The 20,960-nt window shown below is 71.4% G+C and carries 15 protein-coding genes; 6 read left to right on the top strand and 9 right to left on the bottom strand.

All coding sequences use genetic code 11. The features are described 5' to 3' along the window. Positions 1–12: 12 nt before the first annotated feature. Complete coding sequence (locus tag ACZ56E_RS05560; protein ID WP_471211570.1) at positions 13–381, top strand: hypothetical protein; 369 nt, start codon at positions 13–15, stop codon at positions 379–381. Positions 382–394: 13 nt separating this feature from the next. On the opposite strand, the gene ACZ56E_RS05555 is transcribed toward ACZ56E_RS05560, so the two are convergent. The 6 genes from ACZ56E_RS05555 to ACZ56E_RS05530 all read right to left on the bottom strand — a co-directional run bounded on the left by ACZ56E_RS05555 (position 395) and on the right by ACZ56E_RS05530 (position 7,440). Beyond that, positions 395–1,234 (bottom strand): sulfotransferase family protein, encoded by an 840-nt coding sequence (locus ACZ56E_RS05555; protein ID WP_471211314.1) that lies wholly within the window; start codon positions 1,232–1,234, stop codon positions 395–397. Between the two features lie 30 nt (positions 1,235–1,264). Beyond that, on the bottom strand, positions 1,265–3,151 hold the full coding sequence (locus ACZ56E_RS05550; RefSeq protein ID WP_471211312.1) for an ATP-binding cassette domain-containing protein: 1,887 nt from the start codon (positions 3,149–3,151) through the stop codon (positions 1,265–1,267). 89 nt (positions 3,152–3,240) lie between these two features. Next, entirely contained in the window at positions 3,241–4,653 is a 1,413-nt protein-coding gene (locus tag ACZ56E_RS05545) for a sulfotransferase (RefSeq protein WP_471211310.1), read from the bottom strand. Next, positions 4,650–5,279, bottom strand: coding sequence for a sulfotransferase family protein (locus tag ACZ56E_RS05540; protein ID WP_471211308.1), 630 nt, complete (start codon positions 5,277–5,279; stop codon positions 4,650–4,652). Before ACZ56E_RS05540 ends, ACZ56E_RS05545 begins: the two co-directional genes overlap by 4 nt. Next, a complete protein-coding gene (locus ACZ56E_RS05535; protein WP_471211307.1) occupies positions 5,276–6,265 on the bottom strand; it encodes an NAD-dependent epimerase/dehydratase family protein in 990 nt (329 codons plus the stop codon). Before ACZ56E_RS05535 ends, ACZ56E_RS05540 begins: the two co-directional genes overlap by 4 nt. Next, positions 6,265–7,440 (bottom strand): glycosyltransferase family 4 protein, encoded by a 1,176-nt coding sequence (locus ACZ56E_RS05530; RefSeq protein ID WP_471211304.1) that lies wholly within the window; start codon positions 7,438–7,440, stop codon positions 6,265–6,267. The genes ACZ56E_RS05535 and ACZ56E_RS05530 overlap by 1 nt, the downstream gene beginning before the upstream one ends. Before the next feature lie 811 nt (positions 7,441–8,251). Here ACZ56E_RS05530 and ACZ56E_RS05525 point away from each other — a divergent pair. The 5 genes from ACZ56E_RS05525 to ACZ56E_RS05505 are packed head-to-tail and all read left to right on the top strand — an operon-like array spanning position 8,252 to position 12,758. Then, positions 8,252–8,986 (top strand): aKG-HExxH-type peptide beta-hydroxylase, encoded by a 735-nt coding sequence (locus ACZ56E_RS05525; RefSeq protein ID WP_471211302.1) that lies wholly within the window; start codon positions 8,252–8,254, stop codon positions 8,984–8,986. A gap of 23 nt (positions 8,987–9,009) precedes the next feature. Beyond that, positions 9,010–10,239, top strand: a complete 1,230-nt coding sequence (locus tag ACZ56E_RS05520; RefSeq protein WP_471211300.1) for a YcaO-like family protein — start codon at positions 9,010–9,012, stop codon at positions 10,237–10,239. Between the two features lie 20 nt (positions 10,240–10,259). Further along, the gene (locus ACZ56E_RS05515; RefSeq protein WP_471211296.1) at positions 10,260–11,003 is read left to right on the top strand and encodes a class I SAM-dependent DNA methyltransferase; all 744 of its coding nucleotides are present in this window, start codon (positions 10,260–10,262) and stop codon (positions 11,001–11,003) included. Then, positions 11,000–11,848 (top strand): class I SAM-dependent methyltransferase, encoded by an 849-nt coding sequence (locus ACZ56E_RS05510; RefSeq protein ID WP_471211293.1) that lies wholly within the window; start codon positions 11,000–11,002, stop codon positions 11,846–11,848. The genes ACZ56E_RS05515 and ACZ56E_RS05510 overlap by 4 nt, the downstream gene beginning before the upstream one ends. A gap of 37 nt (positions 11,849–11,885) precedes the next feature. Further along, positions 11,886–12,758 (top strand): phytanoyl-CoA dioxygenase family protein, encoded by an 873-nt coding sequence (locus ACZ56E_RS05505; RefSeq protein ID WP_471211290.1) that lies wholly within the window; start codon positions 11,886–11,888, stop codon positions 12,756–12,758. 43 nt (positions 12,759–12,801) lie between these two features. Here the strand turns inward: ACZ56E_RS05505 and ACZ56E_RS05500 are convergent, their stop codons facing one another. From ACZ56E_RS05500 to ACZ56E_RS05490, 3 genes are all read right to left on the bottom strand, one after another. After that, positions 12,802–18,465: a WD40 repeat domain-containing protein gene (locus ACZ56E_RS05500; protein WP_471211288.1), complete on the bottom strand. Its 5,664-nt coding sequence runs from the start codon at positions 18,463–18,465 to the stop codon at positions 12,802–12,804. A gap of 127 nt (positions 18,466–18,592) precedes the next feature. Then, a complete protein-coding gene (locus ACZ56E_RS05495; RefSeq protein WP_471211285.1) occupies positions 18,593–19,501 on the bottom strand; it encodes a hypothetical protein in 909 nt (302 codons plus the stop codon). 157 nt (positions 19,502–19,658) lie between these two features. Beyond that, complete coding sequence (locus ACZ56E_RS05490; protein ID WP_471211567.1) at positions 19,659–20,837, bottom strand: S1 family peptidase; 1,179 nt, start codon at positions 20,835–20,837, stop codon at positions 19,659–19,661. Between the last annotated feature and the right edge of the window lie 123 nt (positions 20,838–20,960).

Genomic DNA, 20,960 nt, shown 5'->3' with positions numbered 1-20,960 from the left:
GATGCCCACGTGATGGCAGAAAAGGTTGAACACACCGAAGACGGCCACTTCATCATCGTCAAAGGGCGACGCTGGCGGGCCACCGACCCCGACCTGGCCGAGAACGTGAAGGAGCGGCTGGTCCATCACCTGATGGCGGCCCGCCGGGCAGTCGCCCACGCTCGCGACGACGAAGCCGCGCGCAAGGCGGCCCGGGCGCGCGTGCAGCTCGCGAAGACGGGCCTTGGGGAACGCGGCACGGCGTGGTGGGAGCTGGCCCTCGCCGAACGAAGGGAGCGGGCGGACGACTGCCTGCGCAGGCTGGAAGAAGGCGGGTTGGAAGACAGCAGGCCGGACGCGGAAGAAAGCAGGGCGGAAGAAAGCAGGGCAGAAGAAGCCTGAGGCCCGACAGGGGTCACCGCGCATAGGGCGCGTTGGTCTCGCCCGCGATGGCGTCGAAGGCGCGCAGGGCGCGCTCGGACATCTCCTCGCGCCAGCGCAGGTCCAGCACGATCGCGGGTGGGTGGTCGAGGTAGTAGGCGCGTTTGGTGCGGTCCACGGCGACGGCCCCTCCCGTGGTACGCGCGGCGCGTTCCCGCGCCACGATGTGCTGAGTCCCTTCGTTGCCGCCCAACGGATGCTGGACGCTGCCCCAAGGGTCGAGCATCGCGGGAAGGAAGGAGAGGCCCAGCGTCGCGCTCAGGTGCGGCAGGGCGTCTTCGGGGCGGGCGGCGATGTCCTCGTAGTGCAACCGGCTGACGGTGCCGGGCCAGCGGGCCGCGAGATCCTCTGTCCGGCGGATCTGTGCGACCCACTCCGAGGCCAGTTCCGCGGGATGGGCGTCTGGGTACTTGCGCAGGAGCGAGTTGACCACCGCCCGGCCGTCACGGGCCAGCACCACCAGATGACGGTCGACGGTACCGGGCAGCAGTGCCACCTGCTGATCGATCCAGCCGACCGCTTTCGTGGAGTCCACGACGACGGGCCGGCCGCACCGCCTGGCCAGCACCTCATAGAGGTCGGGGCCGGTGCTCGGCAGCGGGCTGCCCCACACGGGGCACCTGTCGGCGCAGAAGTTGCAACCCACGGTCCGCCCGTGTGCGTCGATGGTGCCGAGGCGGGTGCTGTTCCACGCCTCGCCGGCAAAGCAGACCGCCGGATGCACACCCAGCATCAGCCCGAGCAGCGTGGTGCCGGAGTGCCCGGCCCCGCAGATGAAGGCCACCGTCTGGTTGCGCCGCTCACCGTTCGTCACTTCACAGCACCTCCGTGGTCGGGCAACCGGTCACCGATCCTGTGACAGCTTGTGCAGTTCCGCGAACAGCTCGCCCCGGGCGAGAAGTTCGTCGAACGTCCCCTCCTCCGCGATGCGGCCCCCGGCCAGCACCACGATCCGGTCGGCGACGCGGGTGTTGGTGAGGTTGTGCGTGACGAACACCGCGGCCCGGCCTTTGGCCAGCGCCTTGAACCGGCTGATCACCCGGTGCTCGGCGCGCGGATCCATCGCGGAAGTGGGCTCGTCGAGGACCAGGAGGCCGGCCTCCCGGTAGCAGGCGCGGGCGACGGCGAGGCGCTGCCACTGGCCGCCCGACAGATCGTGCCCGCCCCAGAACGACTTGGCGAGCAGCGTGTCGAGACCGTTCGGCAGTCCGGCCAGCACGCTGTCCGCGCCGGCCTCGCGGGCGGCGGCGTGCACGAGGCCGTCCCCGCCGCGGGCCTGGCCGAGCGTGATGTTCTCCCTCGCGGCCATCGGCCACTTGGTGTAGTCCTGGGGCACCAGGCCGACGCGCGACCAGACCGAGTGCGGGTCCGCCTCGGCCAGATCGATGCCGTCCCAGCTGACCGTGCCGTGCGTGGGCAGGTAGAGGCCGGTGAGGAGGTGGGCGAGAGTCGTCTTGCCGGAACCGTTCTCACCCACCAGGGCTACGACTTCACCGCTGCGCAGGGTGAGGCTGACGTCGCGTACGGCGAAGTCGTCCGCACGGCTGCCGGGGTGGCGGTAGGACACCCGGTGGGCGCGGATCTCCCGGGGCCCTGCCGAGTCGATCGCCAGCGGGCCGCGCGTGGCGCGCAGGGTGTCGGCGAGAGCCAGGAAGTCCCGCCAGTCCTGGAGGTGGAGCGAGGTGCGGAACAGCCGGGCGCCCGCCACCACCATCGAGTTGAGCGCGCCGGTGGAGGAGCGGACCGCGACCACGGCCGTGACGGCGACCGCGAGGGCGATCGTACCGTTCATCGCCAGCATCCCGACGGTGAGCCAGGTGAGGGTGAGCATGACGCCGGTCCCGGCCGCTCCGCCGAGTGTCACCAGCAGCACCCTGGGCGCGGCCGCCCGGTGCCTGGTTCTGATCCGCGTGGCGACTTGGCCGTACCACTGGCGCAGGAACGCGGCCATGGTGCCGGCCCTGACTTCGGCGGCCGTCCGGCGGTCCGTGCTGTGCTGGCGCAGGATGTAGCGCAGCCGGTTGTCGGCGAGGGTGGTGTGGGCGGTGCGGTGGGCGATACGGGCTGCGCCCAGAGCGGCGGCCCCCTTGGGAAGCATCGCGAGGACCAGCAGCGGCAGCAACAGGGGGTTCAGCAGGGTGAGGACGGTCGCCGCGGCCGTCAACTGCGCCACAGCGGAGATCAATTGCTGCGCGTCGGCGATCAGATCCTGCGTGGCCATCGCCCCCAGCCCGGCGGCCTGGAGCGAGTCGTTGAACTCCGGTTGGTCGTACGCGGTCAGCTCGACCTCAGGGGTCTTGGCGAGGATGCGTTCCTCGGCGAGGGCGGTCACCTCCGGCCCCAGTTTCACCGCCGCGTACTGGGAGACCGCGTCCGACGCCGCCCGGGTCGCGGCCGCCCCCGCCGCGAGGAGCAGCGCCGGCACCGCGGCGTGCAGCCGCTCGGTGGCCTGGCCCTGCCCGACCAGGGCTCCGATCACCTGGGCGGTCGCGGCCAGGACCACCGCGGCGGCGACGGCCGCGAGGAGCTGGGCCACCAGCAGTTGGAGGACCGCCCACCGGTCGGCGGCCCAGCTCAACCGGGCGGCGGCGGCGATCGTGGCGGGCAGCCGAGCCGCCATCTGCGCCAGGCCCGCCGCCGCGACGTGGTCGTGGTGCGGGTCGTCCCAGCCCAGGCGCAGTTCGGGCGGGTGAGCGGAGGTCGAGGGAGCATGGGTCGGCACCCGGGTCATCCTGCCCTCACTTCCGGTGCCGCAGAGGGACATCCCACCTCTCCGGGCAGAGAAACCCCACGTGCGGATGACCGGCACCGTGGAAGGTTTCACCCTCTCGGGAACGGCCCCGGTGGAATCGGCCGGCCGAGAAAAGGGGCCAGCTTCTCCCAGCCCTCCCCCGCGCAGATGTCCAGCATCAGCAGATCCGAGGGGCGCCCAGCGAAATGACGCTGTACGCGGGCGAGTTGCTCCTGATACACCCGAGCCAGTCGCACCCGGTCGAAGGTCTCCCCGCCACAGATCCGCGTACGGAACAGATACACCGCCTCCTTGTGGGCGGCCCGCTCGGCCGCGGGCGCCCCCGCCGGCCAGCCGGTGTCCCAGAGCCGCTCCACCGCGCGCAGCCAGCTCTCCGTCTCCCGTACGGTGACGACGAATCGCGCCCCCGGATGCCGCACGTCCAAGGCCGGCAGGGACGCGAGGGCGAAGACGCTCGTGAGGCCGTCGTAGTGCCGCAGCGCCGGGAAGTCGCCGTCGCGGCGGCGCAGGGCCGCCAGGTCCCCCGCGCCCAGCGGGTGGTGGGCGAGGTCGAAACCGATCCGGTGGAGGGCCTCGACCAGGCTCCGGGTCGCCGTACCGGGCAGGCCGAGGGAGAACACCTTGGGCCGGTCGGCGGCGGGGCCAAGGGTTTGCGGGGCGCGGGCTACGGTCTTCCTGACCTCGGCCATGGTCAGCCGGGGCCGGTCGGGCAGGCGCAGCTCCCCGACCACGCGGGACGCCAGTTCGGGCAGGCCGTCGAGGTACCGGCCCAGCGCGTGCGGGGTGACATCGGCGGGTACCACCGAGCGGCTGTGCCGTATCGCCTTTCTGGCGACCATGAAGTCCGGATCGTCGTCCCAGCGCAGCAGGGCCGACTCCAGCACCGCGCGTCCGCTTTCGGTGCGGCTGCGCACCTCGCGCAGGGCGTACTTGGCGAAGAGGTCGTGATAGTGCTGGAAGTGGTCGTGCAGGATGTGGAAGCCCTTCAGCTGCACGTCGGGCTGGAGATCACGCCGGGCGAGGTGCCGCCGGAAGGCCTCGGGCCGCAGCGTCGGCCCGCGCCCCGCCGCTTGTGCCTCCGTTTCGACGTCCACGTCCCGCATGGCCCGGACCAGGTCGGTCCGGGTGATGTGCACGCCGCAGTGGACCCGGCCGCGGAACCGGTCGTGCACGAAGGAGTCGACGTATGCCAGGTCGTTGGCGTCGAGGAAGGGCCTCATGTCCTCGAGGATCAGACAGTCGGCGTCGACGTGGACGACGTGCGAGGCGCCCTCGTGGTCGATGTGTACCTGGCGGTCCACGGCACGGGCGAGCGGCCGGATGTTCTCGGCGATGTGCACCCGGCGTGGGCGGATGTGCCGGATCGCGAGGCCGAGAGCGAGGTGGGTGGTGCGCTCGCCGACCGTGCGGAGTACCAGGTCGACCGGACGGCCGGCGGGCGGTGACCAGTCGCCGGGGAGGGTGTGGATCGCGCCGGTCATGGCCGGTCCTGAGCGGGTGAGGGCCGGTTGACGTTCGGGAAGGGGCGGTCGGGGACCTCCATGCCCAGGAAGGGCGCCAGCCGTTCATAGCCCTCGCCCCCGGCGATGTCCAGGACGAGCAGGTCGTCGTCCCGGCCCGCGAAGTGGCGCAGCACCTGTTCGACGTGGTGGCGGTGGACGCGGGCGAAGCGCTCCGGGTTGAATGCGTGACATCCGTAGACGGCCGCGCGCAGGAAGCGCTGCATCTCCGGATAGCCTTCGCCGCGGTCGGTCTTGCTGTCCACCGGCCGGGCCCAGTGCGTCGCGCACGAGCGCAGCCAGTCCTGCTCCTCCCGGACCGTCAGGATGAACTTGGCTCCGGGCCAGTGCAGATCGAGTTCCTCGTAGTACGGAACCACGCTGATGTCGGTGATTCCGTCATGGTCCGCCAGCAGCGGAAAGCGCCCAGTGCCGGCGAGCAGGGTCCGGTAGGTGGCGAGGTCGGAGGGGTAGTGCACGATGTCGAAACCCAGCGTGCGCAGCGCGGCGGTCAGCGAGCGGGTGCCGGTGCGCGACAGGCCGATGCCGAAGACCTTGGGCCGTGGACGGGAGCGGTTCGGCGCTGCACCGGGGATGCCGCCGGTCACGTGACGCCTGTCCGCGGGGCTCGCGGGCCGGCGGTTCCGGGCTCGGGCCGGTGCGCCAGATCACGGACGGTCTGATCGGCCATCGCCGTCAGGCCGTCGTCCAGCTCCGTGCGGGGCCGGTACCCGAACGCCCGTGCCGCCAGGGTGATGTCGGCCGCGGTGTGCCGGGCCTCGCCGCGACCGCTGGGCCGTGGGTCCAGGTGCACCGGGCCGACGAGGCGCTCGACGGCCGCGATGGTGTGCTTCATGGACACCGGGGCGTCCCCGCCCAGGTTGGCCACGCCGGTGAAGGAGGAGCCGGCCGCCTCCCGCATCGCGGTGACGACGTCGTGCACGTAGGTGAAGTCGCGGATCTGCTCGCCGTTGCCGTAGAGCGGGAAGGATCCTCCGGTCAGGGCTGCTTCGATCAGCCGGGACAGGGCCATGTCGGGCCTCTGCCGTGGGCCGTACACGCTGAACAGGCGCAGTGACACCGCGGGCAGGCCATAGGTGATCCGATAGATCTCACACAGATGTTCCGCCGACAGTTTGGTCACGCCGTACGGTGTGAGCGGCCGGGGGCACACCGACTCGCCCGTGGGAAAGACCGGGGCGTCGCCGTACACGGAGGAGCTGGAGGCGTAGACGAACTTGCGCAGAGGCCGGCCCCTCACTGCTTCCAGGAGCCGCTGCGAGGCCAGTACGTTGCGACGGACGTACAGCTCGAAGTCCTTTCCCCACGACGGCCGTACGCCTGGTTGCCCCGCCAGGTGGTAGACGACGTCCGCTCCGTCGACGAGGGTTTCGAGAGGGGCTTCCAGCAGGTCCGCGCGGTGGAAGGCGAAGGACGGGTGCGGGGTCAGTTCGCGCAGGTTCCGTTCCTTGAGGGCCGGGTCGTAGTAGTCGGTGAGCGAGTCGATGCCGAGGACGCCGTCGCCGGCCGCGAGCAGGTGGGCGCAGAGGTGGGAGCCGATGAAGCCGGCGGCGCCGGTCACCACGGCCCGCATCAGCGCCGGGACCCGGTGGTGTCGCCGAGCCCGGTCAGCACCCGGTCGGCCCGGATCCGCCAGGTGTGCCGCTCGTGGAGCTGCCGCCGCGACTCGCCGCCCAGGGTGGCGCGCAGGTCCGCGTCACCGATGAGCCTCTTGACCGCGGCCGCCCAGGCCTCGGTGGAGTCCGGCGGGCAGAGCAGGCAGTTGACTCCGTCGGTCAGGATCTCCCGGAGTACGGGCAGGTCCGAGGCGATGACAGCATTGCCGTAGGACATGTACTCGAACAGCTTCATCGGCGACACCCACCGGCTGATCTCGCCCACGCCTCCGGCGCAGTACGTCCTGCGCTGGTAGGGCGCGAGGACGATGTCGAACGCCCTTTGGTAGGGGGCCAGTTCGGCGGGCGGGAGGTGCCCGTGGAAGTGGACGTTGGAGCGTGTGCAGCGGCTCTGCCAGTGCGCGCGGTCGGCCGGGGTGCCGCCGACCAGGTGGAAGTCGGCCTCGGGTACACGTGCGGCGAGTTCGAGAATGACGTCGGTGCCGCGCCCCGGGTACAGATGACCGACGTAGCCGATCTTCGGCGCGTCCGGGCGGCCCGGCAGGTCTGCCACCGGTCCGTCGGCCGGGGCGGGGTCGGCACAGTCATGAGCCGTCACCAGATCCGTCCACCGCGACGAGTCGAGCTCCGGAAAGACGCGGCGGTAGTCGTCGGCGAGCGCCTGGGACACGAAAACCACGCGTCGCAGGTCCCTTCTGCGGAACAGGGCGCCTTCGATCCTCCGGACGGTCCGCCGCGGCCACAGGAGATGTGTCTCGTACACCAGAGGGGCCAGGCCCGACGAGACGAGCAGGGCGCGCAGGTCTCGTCCGTACAGCAGGTCCGGAGTGCCTCGTCGGCGCAGGTCGGCGCGGATCCGCCGGGCACGGAGCCATACGCCGAGGCCCGGCAGCGCGGGCTGAGCGATGTTCCGCACCTCGAAGCGGTTGCGGGTGCCGTAGTAGCGGTGCACGTCACCGGCGGGCAAGGTTCCCGGCAGCGCGTAGAGGACGACCTCGTGCCCCGCGTCGGTAAAGGCGTCGCACATCCGCATGACGTGGACGCCGTTCGCGTAGAGCGAGGGGATGCTGCCGGAGTGCAGATAGGCGATCCGCATGACTGGGTGGGCCTCCGGGATGCTGGTGAGGGACACCCATGCTCCGCAGCCGGGCCGCGGGGCACAATGCCGCCCGCCGGGCGGCCGTGGCACGCAGGGGCGCACAGCAGCGCACGGGCCGGCCCGGCCTCACTCTTGCCAGCCAGATTTACCGGGCCGAGAGGGTGCCTGGCGCCCCATGCGTCACATGCGCATCGACAAGGGCCGGTCACCGGACGGTCGTTCGCCTGTTCCATGCCGTGGTGGGCGGGCCGGAGCACGGAAACCCGAGGGTGTCCGGTTCCCGCACCGGCCGTGCCTGCGTCGATGGTGTGCCGTCCTGCCGTGCGGTACTTCTGATCAGGGCGTCACCCGACGCCTCCACCGGGCCCGCGAGCAGTCATGGAGGACATCGTGGAGAACGAGGACATCGAGCAGGTCACCGAGGAGCTCCCCGAGTACGCGCTCATGATCGACATTCCGGACCAGGACTGAGCGGTCCTGACAGGTCGCACCCGCCCGTTGCGCCGGTGCTCCTGCCGGCGAGGTCCGTTCCGTCGGAGCCCGCAGTCCGCCGAAGGACGGGCCTCGCCGGCCACGGCCCTTGCCCCGGGGAGTCCTCACCCCGGAGAACCGGAGAGCCCTTGCCCCGGAGAGAGAGTGAACGCGTGGAGGTGAGCAGGTGCTGCGCGTAGCACCCGACACGCGCGAGGCGGTGCGAGACGAGGGAGCGGTCCACCGAGTGGTCTGCTCCGTCCTGACGGCGGCCGGACTCCCCGCGCCGCCGGAGGCGCATCCCGCCGTGGTGACGGCAGCGTTCACCCTTCAGAAGGATGCAGGAGTCGCGCCTTCGACGATCTTGCGCGACATGCCTGACGTGCGTGACCTGCGTGCCCCCAAGCCTCGCGAGAGCCTGGCGCCCGCGGAGCCGTCCCCCCACCTCGTCCGTTCCGTGACCCGCGCACTGTCCGCCCTGCCCCCCGCAGCCGACGCCGCCGGGGGCTCCCGCGTGGTGTCCTGGCAGCCACCGGAGCGGGCCGTGCTCGACGAGAGCGTCGCTCGGCTTGCGGCCGCCTGGCCGCGGATGCTGGGCGAACTGCGTATCGGTGTTGCCCAAGTGGCCCTCTTGGAGGGACCGGCGATCGACGGCTTCACCGACTTCGCCACCCATGGTGCGATCTATGTCAACCGGTCACGGCTGCGCACCAGTCCACGCGGGCTGCCCGGTCCGGTGCGGTGCGCGGAGGCACTGGTGCACGAAGGCACCCACACCCGCTGCAACGCCGCCCAGCTGAGCACTCCTTTCCTCACCCCGGCCGCGGGCTCCGCGCAGCACGTCCGCACTCCCCTGCGCGCCGATTCCCGGCCCGTGGCGGGGCTGTTCCAGCAAATGGTCGTCCTGGCCCGGAGCAGCGTGCTCTACGCGCTGCTTCTCGGCACCGACACCACGGCCGCGGACGCGCTGGAGGCCCGTCGGGCCCTGTTGGCGGAGAGGGCACGGCAGGCGATCGGCACCCTGCGGGACCGCGCACCACTGCTCACCGGACCCGGGCTGACCGTGCTGGAGGAGTGTGCCGCCCTGCTGAGGACCACCGCCGTCTGACCCGACACCCCGGAGCCACGCCGATGCCTCAGCCCACAGCTCCCTTCGCGCCCACCAGGTGGGAACCTCAGGTCTTCGCGCCGTTCCCCGTCGAACCCGCGGTGCTCTTCGGGCGGGTGGCCGCGCGCAGCGCGCTGTTCGCCGCCACGGACAGCGCCGGCGGTGACCACGTCCTGATCGGCAGCGCTTCGGGGGCCCACCCTGACGACGTCGCCGTACGGGCCCGCGGCGAGCTGCTAGAACGTATGGGCAACGTATTGGCGGCCCGCGCCGCCGAGGATGACTGCGCGCTTCTCACCGATCACGCCGAGCTGGTCCGGCGGGGCGCTCCCGCCCTGGACCCGGCGCCCTGGTCCGGGCCGGCCACCCGGTCCGTGCGCCGGCTCTGGGTCACCGGGCGCTCTCTGCTCTCCGGTTCGGAAGTACTGGTTCCGGCCGGGCTGGCTTTTCTGCAGCACCGTCCGCCTCCGGGTTGCGCGGCGCCGGACCGGGCCGGCTCCACGGGCCTCGCGGCCCACCCCGACCGGAGCACGGCGATCGAGCACGCCGCGTGGGAGACACTCGAACGCGATCTGCTCCGCCTGAGCTGGCAGGACCCGGCGCGGCATCCGCCCCGCCACCGCCCCGTACACGACGAACTCCCCCTCCCCCTGCGCCGCGTGTGCGAGCACCTCGGACTGCGGGCGACCGCCTTCACCCTGCCCGCGCCCGGCTCCCACGCCGTCGCGGTCTGTCTGCACACGCCCGAGCACCGTGAGCAGACTTTCGGTGCTCGGTGCGGACCTGCCGGGCAGGACGCGCAGCTCATCGCCCGCGCGGCCCACGAGGCGCTCATGGTGCGCTGGAGCATGAGCACGCCGGCGGCCCGGCGGGTCCGTGGGCGGTCCCTGCCCGGCGATGCGCCGGTCTCCGCGGTCGAGCACGCGGTGTGGGCGTATCTCGGCCGCCAGGACGCGATGGCGCGTTGGCTGCCGCTCGCCACGGCGGACCGGCGCCCGGCGGGGCAGGGACTGGTGGACCGGCACCCGACAGGGCAAGGACCCGTGGACCAGCGCCCGACAGGGCAAGGACCCGTGGACCCTGTGCGCCTGCTCGCCGAGCACACCGGTCAGGACGTCATCGCGGTCGACACGACCCCCACCGCGTTCGCCGCCTCCGGCACGGCCGTCGTCCGGCTGATCGCCCCCGGCGCCCTGCCGCTGCCGTCCGCCTCCCCCACCGGCTCGCGCGTTCCGCCGCACCCCTTCGGCTGAACCACTCACAGAGGAGCAGCATGCCACCGAGTCCCGATTACGCCGTGGACCTGGCCGACCACTACGACGACTGGTTCACGCCGCCGACGGCCACCACCGACGCCACAGTGGCCCTGCTCGACCGGCTGGCGGCGACCGCGCCGGAAGGGCCCTTGCTCGAACTGGGCATCGGCACGGGGCGGATAGCACTTCCACTCGCCGCACTCGGGCACGAACTCCACGGTGTCGACGCCGCGAAGGCCATGGTCGAACAGCTCCGCGCCAAGCCCGGAGGCAGAGACATCGCCATCAGCATCGGCGACTTCTCCGATGTGGCACACGAGGGCCGGTTCGGGGTGATCTACGTGGTCAACGGCACGTTCTTCGAGCTGACCTCCCAGGAAGCGCAGACGCACTGCCTGACACGGGCCGCGGCGCGGCTGCTCCCCGGCGGGCTCTTCGTGCTGGACGCCCACCTTCCGGAAGTCCTGGCCGCCGGAGCCGGGGCCGGTGCCCAGCCCGTCCAAACCGCCAGCGGTGACCCGGTCACCCGGACCCGCCGGATCCACCCGTCGACCCAGCGCTACACCTCCGACTACGAGGTCGTCCACAACGGCGTCGTCCGACACATCCGGGTGGCCTTCCGCTACGCCTCCCCCGGCGAACTCGACCTGATGGCCGCCGCGGCCGGCCTGCGACTGCGCGAACGGTTCGGCGGCTGGTCCGGCGTCCCGTTCACCGATAGCAGCAACTATCACGTCAGCGTGTACGAGCTGCCCGCGTGAGCGCGGTGGAGCCGCCCAGCGGGGCGCGCGATCCAGAGGCGTACCTGCGCGACAATCGTGAACTGTGGCGCCTGTGGACGCCGTTGAAGGCCGCATCGGCGCAGTACGACCTGGCAGGTTTCCGGGCCGGCGGTTCACGCATGCGCGCACTCGAGCGTGCCGAGGTCGGCGAGGTGCGCGGCCGCTCGCTGCTGCACCTGCAGTGCCATGTCGGCGTCGACACACTCTCCTGGGCGCGGCTGGGTGCCCGGGTGACCGGTGTCGACTTCGCCGCCGAGGGCGTGGCGACGGCGCGTTCCCTGGCCGCCGACATCGACCCGTCGGCGGTCTTCGTGGAGGCGGACGTCCTGGCGCTGCCCGCCCATCTGGACGGCCGTTTCGACATCGTGTACACCTCGCACGGCGTGCTGGGCTGGCTGCCCGATCTGCGCCGCTGGGCCGAGGTCGTCGCCCACTTCCTCGCACCGGGCGGTTTCGTCTACGTCTTCGAGTCCCACCCCGCGGCGTGGATGCTCGACAACCGGCTCGACACTCCTGAATTGCGGCTCCGCTACTCGTATTTCGGTGAGCCGGAGCCTCTTGCCTTCGAGTACCGCAGTCCGAAAGCGGTGCCGGGACATGAGGTGCCGGGAGTCGAATACGCCTGGGGACACTCACTCGGTGAGATCGTCAGCGCCCTGGCGGCCGCGGGACTGACCATCGAGTTCCTTCACGAATGGCCCTTCGTGGGCTGGCGGCTGCTTCCCTGCATGGTGGAGCACGACGACTACTGGTGGCGGCTGCCGGACGGGCTGCCGTCCATGCCGCTGTCCTTCTCTCTCCGCGCTGCCAAGCCACCCGCCTGAAACAGCTCTGAGACAGGGGAGAAGCAGCTTGCCCGCAGTGACCTCACACCGCTTCCTCGACCAGCTCGATCTCCGCCACGTCCTCGACGGCCGGTTGGTGGTCGTCCGGGGCGGTCTCGCCCGGCTCACCTCCGCGGACTCATGGACCCGAGCGGCCCTGGCGGCCATCGCCTCCGCCGTCTCGCCGGATGCCGCCGAGCAGGTGTCGGAGCGAGGGCTTGAACACATCCACACCGTCGCCGGGATCGATCAGTTGCGCGACGTCCGCGACGACCTGGACCGTCGCCTCAGGCCCGCCGCACGCCACCTGCTGCTGCGCTTCGCCGACCTGCTCCCGCCGCAGAGCCGCAAGGTGTACGTCAGCGACCACCTGGGGGTGCGGATCATGCCCCCGAGGACCGCTGTCCACGGCCGGGAAGAAGAACTGGACAGGTACACCGGCTTCATGATCCCGACCGGCGCCCACGTGGACTCGTGGTTCAACACGGCCGTCAACTCCGTCAACCTCTGGATGGCCCTCAGCCGGATCCGCCGTGACAACGGCCTGCTCATCTGGCCCACGGCATATCGGCGCTCCCTGCACCACGACGGCGTACGACTGCTCCCCGGCCAGGCGATCGGCGAACCGGTGGAGATCGAGCTCGACCCAGGTGACCTGCTGCTCTTCGCGGGCGACCATCTCCATGCCACTCGTCCCAACAGCGGGCCGGAGACCCGGTGGGTGGTCACCAAGCGCATCTGCCTCGGCCCGCCCCGCTACCACCCGCGCGCCACCGGCTGGGTTCCGTACCTCGACCCGCGCCTGCTCGGCACGCCGCTGCGCCCCCTGGCCCCCCTGCGGTCGGTGCTGACCGCGGGACGCGCCCGCCAACTCGTCCGCCAGACCCGCCACCGTCTCAACTCACGTTAAGAGGGCATCTTGGTCACCCGATCGATGGCCGGGCCCGCAGCCGTCACGCCGACCGGGGCAGCGGCAGGTCCGGCAGCTGTTCCTCGGTGCGGGCGAGGACGATCTGGTCGAACAGGGCGCCGTCGCCGTTGCTGCGCAGGGCGAGTTGGTCGATGACCTTGACCGCTCCGGCGGTGAACTTCCACAGGTCGATCCGTACGAGCTCCCAGTCGACGGGGACGCGGCCCTCGAACCGCTTCTCGACCAGGGACGTCTGCGGTGGCCAGCGCGAGTCGCCGATGGATGCCGAGAAGACGGGGGCGGACTTCGCGGGTCCGAGCCGGACGCTGATCCCCGAGGTGCGGAGGCTGAGGGCCTTCCAGACGAACTGGAGGTAGCGGTACCGGCCCGGGGCGCTCGGGTTCTCCACGATCCTGAAGTCCCAGTCGTGCATGGCGTGTCCGTAGGGGCCCCGCGCCGTGGGGTACCGCTCCACCGCCTTCTTCAGCCGCAGGCACCCGGTCCCGACGGCGGCGTCGCCGCGCTGGATGTCGGCGGCCGCGCTGTCCTCCACGATGTCGCGCACGTCGTCCTCCCGGTCGTCGAAGAGGACGGCGAGCGGGTGGTCGTCCAGCACGTCCCGGTGCGAGTTGCCCACCACGGTGCCGTGGAAGACGAGTTCGCCGAGGCGGATGTTGCCCACGGGCCAGCCGCCGCCCCCGGTGGTGCGCAGCCGGAAGCGGGAGGAGGACAGGGGCTCGAAGGTGTGGGTGTGCACGGGGCCCGTGTCGGAGAGGAGTTTCGGGCCGTCCTTCCAGAGCCCGGCCCTGGTGTCCCACCACTGGAGTTGGACGTCACGCAACCAGGAATCGGGGTGGGCCGGGTCCTCGGCGAAGGTCACTCCCGTGAGTCGGACCTGCGTGCGGAAGGTGTCGACGGTGAACAGGAGCTCCTGCCCGTCCTGGATGCGGATGGCGCCGATGGCCGACCAGGGCACCCAGGGGTTGGCCGGCGGGTCGGCGCGGCCGTCGGTGAGCAGGGTGATCGCGTTCTGCTTGTTGAGGTCGACGTACCGGGTCGGGTTGACGAGGCGTACGTCCAGGGTGGCGGAGGTGGTGGTGATGAGGTTGGGTGTCAGGTCCTTGGGTGCCGTGGTGTTGCCCCAGCCCGCGCGGCGGACCACCGGGACGGGGTCGGGCGTGAGGAGTTCGGGTCGGATGTCGGTCTCGGACGGGGTCAGCCGGGTCCGCCAGCGTTCGTCGAGGCCGGCGGTGTAGCGCAGCACGGTGCCCGCCCAGGTCGCGACGAGGAGGCCGCCGTCGGGCAGCCAGGCCGGGACGGGCAGCGCCTTGAGGTCCTTGGTGATCAGCGGGGTGCCGTCGCGACGCAGCACGGCGAGGGTGCCGAGCTCGCTGCCGACGGCGACGCGGCCGCCGTCCGCGGAGACCCGGGGGCGGCGCAGCAGATCGTCCCCGGTGTACGTCCACAGCAGTCCGCGCCCGGCGTCGTACGCCTTGAGCTGGTTGCGGAAGGTGACCGCGAGGAAGGAGCCGTCGGCGCTGACGGAGACCTCGCCGGCGGCGGTGGGGATGGTGTTGACGAGGGTGCCGTCACGGATCACGTACACGCGGCCGCCGTCCGCGTCCGACCAGATCACCGCCGTACGCCGGTCGGCGCTGACGACGCCGCCGCCGAAGCTTCCCCGGGCGGTCGGGATCGACCACAGGGTGGCGCCGTTCGCCGCGGACAGTCCGGTGATCGTGTTCGCGGCGAAGGTGATGAGGGTGGCGTCGTCGAGGGCGAGCAGGCGCAGCGGGGTCCGCTCGCCGGTCTTCCACCACTCGTGCGCCCACCTCTCGCGCGCCTCGGTGCCTTCGTTGTCCCAGAGGGCGAGGCCCAGGTCGCCGGAGGTGGCGATCCAGGAACCGCCGGGCGCGGCCGCGAAGTTGTTCAGGCCGTAGTCGTGGCCCCACTCGCCCTTGATCCAGTCGGTGGCCTTCTTGGGCAGGCCGAAGAGGGCGAAACGGCGCCGGGGCGTGCCGTCCGTGTTCAGCACGTACAGGTGGTATCCCTCGGCGCTGTGCACGTCGAAGCCCTGTGCGGCGAAGCCGCCGCCGGGGGCGCTGGGGGCGTAGGCGAAGTGGTGGCCGAGGCGGCGGCGCCAGCGTGTGGTGCCGGTGGCGAGGTCGATGCCGTAGAGGTTCTGGTCCCAGTTGAAGGCGGTGAGCGCGGCGGTGCGGCCGTCGGCGGCGACCGCGATGTCGCGCACGTGCGGGCCGAAGGCGTAGTCGGCCGGGGGCGGCAGCGGGTCGTGCGTCAGCGGTACGACGGCGTAGAGCCGGGCGGGGGCGGTGCGCAGATCCGCGGTGAACTCCCCGCCGAGCAGGCTGATCCGCTCGCCGGTGAGGACGTCGACGACCTGGTGCAGCGCGGGCAGCGCCACCTTCAGCTTCGCCTGCACGGGAACCCGGTGGCCGCACCGCAGGCCCACGCGCCAGACCAGGCCCGGCTCCCAGTCGAGCAGCGTGTTGTTGACCGCCCAGATGTACGTGGTGCTTCCGGCCTTCCGCTCGCTGAGCAGCACCTCGGGGTTGTCGCACTCGGCGACCGGAGGGACGACGTCTTTGAGGGCGGCGGTGACCTTGGCCGCCTGGTCGAGGTGGATCCGGCGGAAGCGGCGGTAGGAATCGTCGTCGCTCTGTGGCGTCTCGTCGTTCTCGACGCGGGTGAAGGCGGTGCCGAGGGCGCGGTGGGCGTCCCGGTGGCGCTGGACGCAGCTGTCGTCGGCGTAGACGGGCACGGCGTCCGGTCCTTGGCTCACCTCGGTCAGCGCGGTGGCGAGGCGCGGGTCCGGGTCGACGCGCTGGCCGATCAGCAGGACGGCGTCGTAACCGCGCAGGACATCGGCGCTGACGTCCTCGGTGAAGACGAAGGTGGCCGGGCGGTGGGCGTACAGGCAGGCGGTGTACGCCTCGAAGAGCCGCATGAAGTACTTGCTTGTCAAGCCCTGCCAGGTCTCCAGGCGCTGCATGCGGGCGCAGACGACGATCGCGACACGGTCGGCGTTGCGGGCGCCCGCGGTCGTGGGCCCGAGGCGGGCGCACAGGTCGAACGCGGCGCGCAGCATCGACGTGCGGCCCGCGCCGCCGGAGCGGGGGTCGCCCGGCCTGCCGCCGCTGCCTGCGCCGCGTTCGTCGAGGGCCGCGAGGCCCTCATGGTGGTAGGCGCCCTGGTCGCCGGTCATGCCGGTGCCGTTGGCGCCCCGCATCACCTGTTGCAGCAGCGTCGGCAGGATCATGCCGCCGGTGCCGTCGTCGTTGAACAGTTCCGGGTGGCCCCAGGCGGGCTTTCCGGGGCGCCGGTAGTAGTCGACCATGTGGGCGGTGGCGCCCATGAGTTGGAGCTGCTCGCCCTGGTAGTGCAGGTCGATCTCGTCGGTGGGCGCGAAGGTGACAGGGGGCAGGGTCTGTGGCGCCCGGTAGGGGCCGGTCATCGCGGTGACCAGGCCCGGGAAGCCCCTGTTCAGGACGGAGCGGAACCGGGCCGCGTCCGCGGGCCTGAGGGCGATCGTGCGGTCGGTGACGGTGTCGAGGATCGGTGCCCAGCCTCCGGGCTCCTCGACGAGTTTCAGCGCGTCGGTGTACTTCTTGCGCTCTTCCTCGTTCTCCGTGGCGGCCGCGCCGAGGTCCGGTACCCACCAGTTCGCGCCCCAGGTCCAGCCGCGGAATGCCGCGTAGGTGTGCAGGCTGTCGGTGGCGCTCAGCAGGTCGCTGTCCAACGCCGGTTGCTTGCGGGGTTCGTGGTTGACCGGCCGGCTGAGGGGCAGATAGGTGTCGTTTGCGTAGAGGACCGCCTGTTCCTCCATGCCGCGGGCACCGTACTTGGCGATGGTGCGGCGGGCGGGATCCTCGAACGTCGCCTTGTCCCAGTGGACGGCGGTCTTCGAGAGCTTCAGCCGGGCCACGACGGTGGCATCGGCTGCATCCTTGAACGACGCGGGCCACTGGAGGCCGAGGCGGTCGACGAAGAGGTTGAGGCCGAGCTTCTCGGCTCTGGCGACGTGGTCGTCGACGGTGTCCGGGAGGTCCGCGAAGATCGGCAGGCGCTGCGTCGAATGGTTCCTGACGACGTCCCGGGGGTCGGAGGGGATGCTCGCGTGGTTGTTGGCGTAGATGTCGCTGTACCACGTGATGTGGAAGTCCGGCCGCCGCACGAGACCGGGGCCGAGGTCCAGATACTGCGGGGCGACGGTGAAGCCGGGCAGTTGCGCGGCGTCGACGACGTACCGTCCGGGCGCCAGAGTGGCGGTGTACTCCGCGGTGTACTTCAGGCGGCACACGCCGTCCGTCAGGGTGACATCGTCGGCGCGGACCTCCGTCCCGTCCCGCAGCAGCCGCAGGCGCGCGCCGCCCGGCAGCGGCGTGCCGTCGGCCACCCGGGCCACGACGCGCACGGTGATGGGTTCGCCCCGGCCGTAGGAGAGGCGGTTCAGGGCGGTGAACGTCTCGACGCCGTCCTTGCCGGTGACGACGCGGCAGGTCATCACCGACAGGGAGCCCTTGGTGCTGTCGGGTGTCCGGATCTCGACGACGCCGTCCACGACGTACTCGCTGAGCCGTCCGGCGACGTCGGGCGACACCCGCAGGTGGTACAGGCCGCGGGCGTCGGCGGGCGGAGTGACCGCGCCCGCGGTGAGCGGGAGCTCCGTGAACTCCGGTACGCCGAGCGGCCGCAGCCACACCCGGAAGCGCGGGTCGTCGGACCACCGGCCCCGTTCATGGGCGATCGTGAGCGGCACCTTCCGGCCGGCGGTCCACTCGTCCGCCTCGTACGACACGGAGAGCCGCTCGATGTCGGCACCGACGCGTCGCACGAGCTTTCCGTCGCGGTCATACACCTCGAAGAGGTACTTGGGGTCGTTGCGCTTCACGTAATAGTGCGTGCCGCGCACCCTGAGGTCCTGCACCCTGTACGGGTCGTCGGGCAGGGCCAGGGTGACCGTGCACTTGGGCTGACCCTGCGTGTCGTAGACGGTCACCTGGCGCCGCTCCGGGTCCTTCGGCGGCCCGGTGGAGACGTGGAGCCGGCCGTCGTCGCCCACGTCGTACCCCCCGAAGGCGGCACCCGCGGGCCGGACCTTGATGGTCCGCACGTGCGTCCCGTCGAGTTTCGAGACACAGACGAGTCCGGTCCCGGCCGGCGCGGGCCAGGCGGTGCAGAGCAGCCCGAGGCCCTCGGCCACCCGCAGCCCGACCGGTCCCCCCTTGGACGTGGCGTCCTCGTCGAGCCCGGTGAGGGTGATGCGCTGGTCCACCGTGCCGGGCTTCAGCCGGACGACCTGCCTGCGGTGCTGGTCGATGGCGTAGAACCAGCCGGACTGGGCGGCCTCGACGGCCGAAGGGGCGAAGTAGCCGTCCGTGGTGTTGCCGGTGAAGTCATCGATGCTGCCGAGCCGGTTGAACTCCTCGTCCCAGAAGTCGATCCGGTGCGGGTAGTGGGTCTCGGCGGTCGCGATCACACCCTCGGCGTCGGCCGTGATCGCCAACGCCGCGTAACCGACGCTCCCGGACCGCTGTGCCGAGCCGTCCGGCGCGAGCCGTAGCGCCCGGCCGTCCGGCGAGCCGCCGATCACCAGATAGACGTTGTCGTCCCGGCCGAGCCCCAGATGGACGTCCGGGACCACGAACCTGGGGTGGTGCCTGGACACGATGTGCTCGATGGTCCCCACGGTGCCTCTCCCTCAGGAAGCCGAGCGCCGCCCCAGGTGCCGTTGGCGATGCCACCGATCAGCTTCTCGTCATGACCACAAGGAGGGAACCACCCCGAAGAGCGAACGAGTGAACGTTTGTACGATCTCAATCCGGCCACTTCCACTCGATTCCATAGACACCCGGCGAGCAGTGCGCCGGCAGCAGGTGGGCCGTGTGGAAGGCGTCGAGAGTCGAGCGGTGGCGGTGCCGGGGCTCGGCGCCGATCTGTTCGCGGTAGTAGCTCCAGCAGCTGGCGGGCACCGCCCGGGGATGGAAGCGGACGTGCAGCAGATATGTGCGCAGCGGTGTGGTGACGCGGCGCTCGTGCTGGTGGGAGACGTCCGACGCGGACCGGAGCGTATAGGCGACCACCGCTGTCTCGGTGCGGGCCAGCTGGCGTCCGAGGGGGATGTCGGCCGCCACACAGCCCAGCTCCGGCATGAAACGGATGCGCGGCGGCGTACCGCCGGGAACGGTGAGGTCGACCGTTCCCGCCTTCGGGGAGTCGAGGAAGTGGACGACGGTCAGATGCCGGACGCCGCCCCGGACGGCCTGCACCGCGGTGACGAGCGACGTCTCGTGGATGGAGCGGTGCTCGTCCAGGTTCACGGTCTCGTGGATGGTCAGGGCCCGCAGCCCCTCGTTGAAGTGCGGGAACGCGTCACCGAGGGCCTGTTCCACGTCTGAGTTCTCGCCGAGGACCTTGCGGGCGGCGGCCGGGTCGTGGGGCGGGGGGCCGCCGCGCGGCCGGTGCGGTCCCAGGAGCGAACGCAGGGTGCCGGTGGGCAGGTTGAGCAGCGGCTCCAGCGCGTCGACGGCGAGCAGGGACTGGGCTCTCTCCGGCTGGCTGCGCCCGCGCTGCCAGTGGCTGAGGGTGGCGAGGCTGACGGTGATCTGCTGGGCCCGCAGGTGGTCGCGTATGCGTTCCAGCGGCAGGCCGCGCTGTCGCAGGGCCTGCCGGAACACGGTCGCGAACGTCGTGTCGGGCCCTTCGGCGTGGGGGGTGTTCGGCATGGCGTCTTTCAGCGGGCGGGAGGCACCATCGGTTCTTGGGTCGGTGGTCCCTCGCTCCGATGAAGGCGTGGCTCAACGGCGGTTTCAGGCCACATAGGCGACCAGGGGCCGCCCACCTTATCCGGTGGTCGGCCCCTGGTCTGCCCTGGAAGGCCGGTCAGTTGGTGTTGAGGGTCAGCCCGTAGTACGAGAGGGCGTCGTCGAGTGGCTGAAAGTAGGAGGAACCACGCGAGTTGACGCCGCCGGTGCACTCCTGGCGGAGCGGACCGCCGGAGGTCATGCCCTGGGCCTGGTTGCCGGAGATGTACGCGCCGCCGCTGTCGCCGCCCTCGGTGCAGACACTGGAGGTGGCGAGACCCGTGACGACCGTGTCGGGGCCGCCGTTCTGGTCGACGTAGGTGACGGAGACGTTGTAGGAACCGATCGCGCCGCACGTCCATCCGGTGGTCGCGCCGGACTTGCAGATCGTGGCGCCGGACGCGGCACGGCGACTGCCGCTGACGGCCACGTCGGAGGCTTGGCCCCAGGTGCCGACCCTGGTCGTGATGGAGTGGCCGGAATTGATGGAGGCGACGCCCATGTCGACGCTGCGGGTGCCGACCGCGAAGCGGGTGGCGGTGCCCTTGGCGAAGGCGACGCCGCCGTAGCGCAGGGTGGGCAGGTCGGCCACGCAGTGCCCGGCGGTGACGAGGTACTGCTTGCCGGACCGGTCGCGGGCGCCGTAGCCGACGGAGCACCAGCCGGACGTGTCGTTGATCGTCATCTTGCTGCCGGGGGCGATCGCGGCCTGCGGCGCGAGCCGCTCCCCGCCCCGCACGATCCGGACGGCGGAGCCGTACATCGCGGCCTTGGCCAGGAACGCCTTGGCGGGGGCTCCACGGTCGCTGTTGACCTTGACGGTGACCTTGTCGGCGGCCAGGTCCACGGACCAGTCGGTGATTCCGGCGGGGGTGTGCCGAACGGCCGCGGCGTCCAGCCGAGCCTTGATCTCGTCGAGCTTCTCCTGCCCGCGGACGGGCACCCGTGCGTCGAGACCGGCCTTCTCGATGGCGGCGACACCGGCGCGGTCGTCGGCGTTGACGGTCAGATTGCCGGAGGCGTCGAAGAAAGCGCCGTCCTCGGATATCCCGTTCTTCTTCAGCTTGGCGAGTTTGTCCTGCTGTATTCGCTGCCGGTCGAGCCGGTCTGTCGCGGCTGCCTCGCTCACACCGAGTGAGGCGGCCAGTGCCCGCACCATCTCCGGCTGATAGTGGGCGGTGGGTGCGTTGTGCGGTGCCTGAGGCTTTGCCTGTGCCTGTGCTTGCACCTGCGCCTCTGCCGTGACCTGGGTCGCCATGACCACGGACGCCGAGAGCAGAGCGGCCACGGCAGTGAATCTGTATCTACGAGATGTACGGGATGCGGGCACACCGATTCCTTCCGGATGGCAGGCAGGAACTCTCGGGAAATACCGGAAGAC

It is taken from the genome of Streptomyces sp. NPDC039480 (assembly GCF_055597165.1).
The sequence above is the reverse complement of the archived record's forward strand: the minus strand, read 5'-3'. Positions and strand labels throughout refer to the sequence as shown.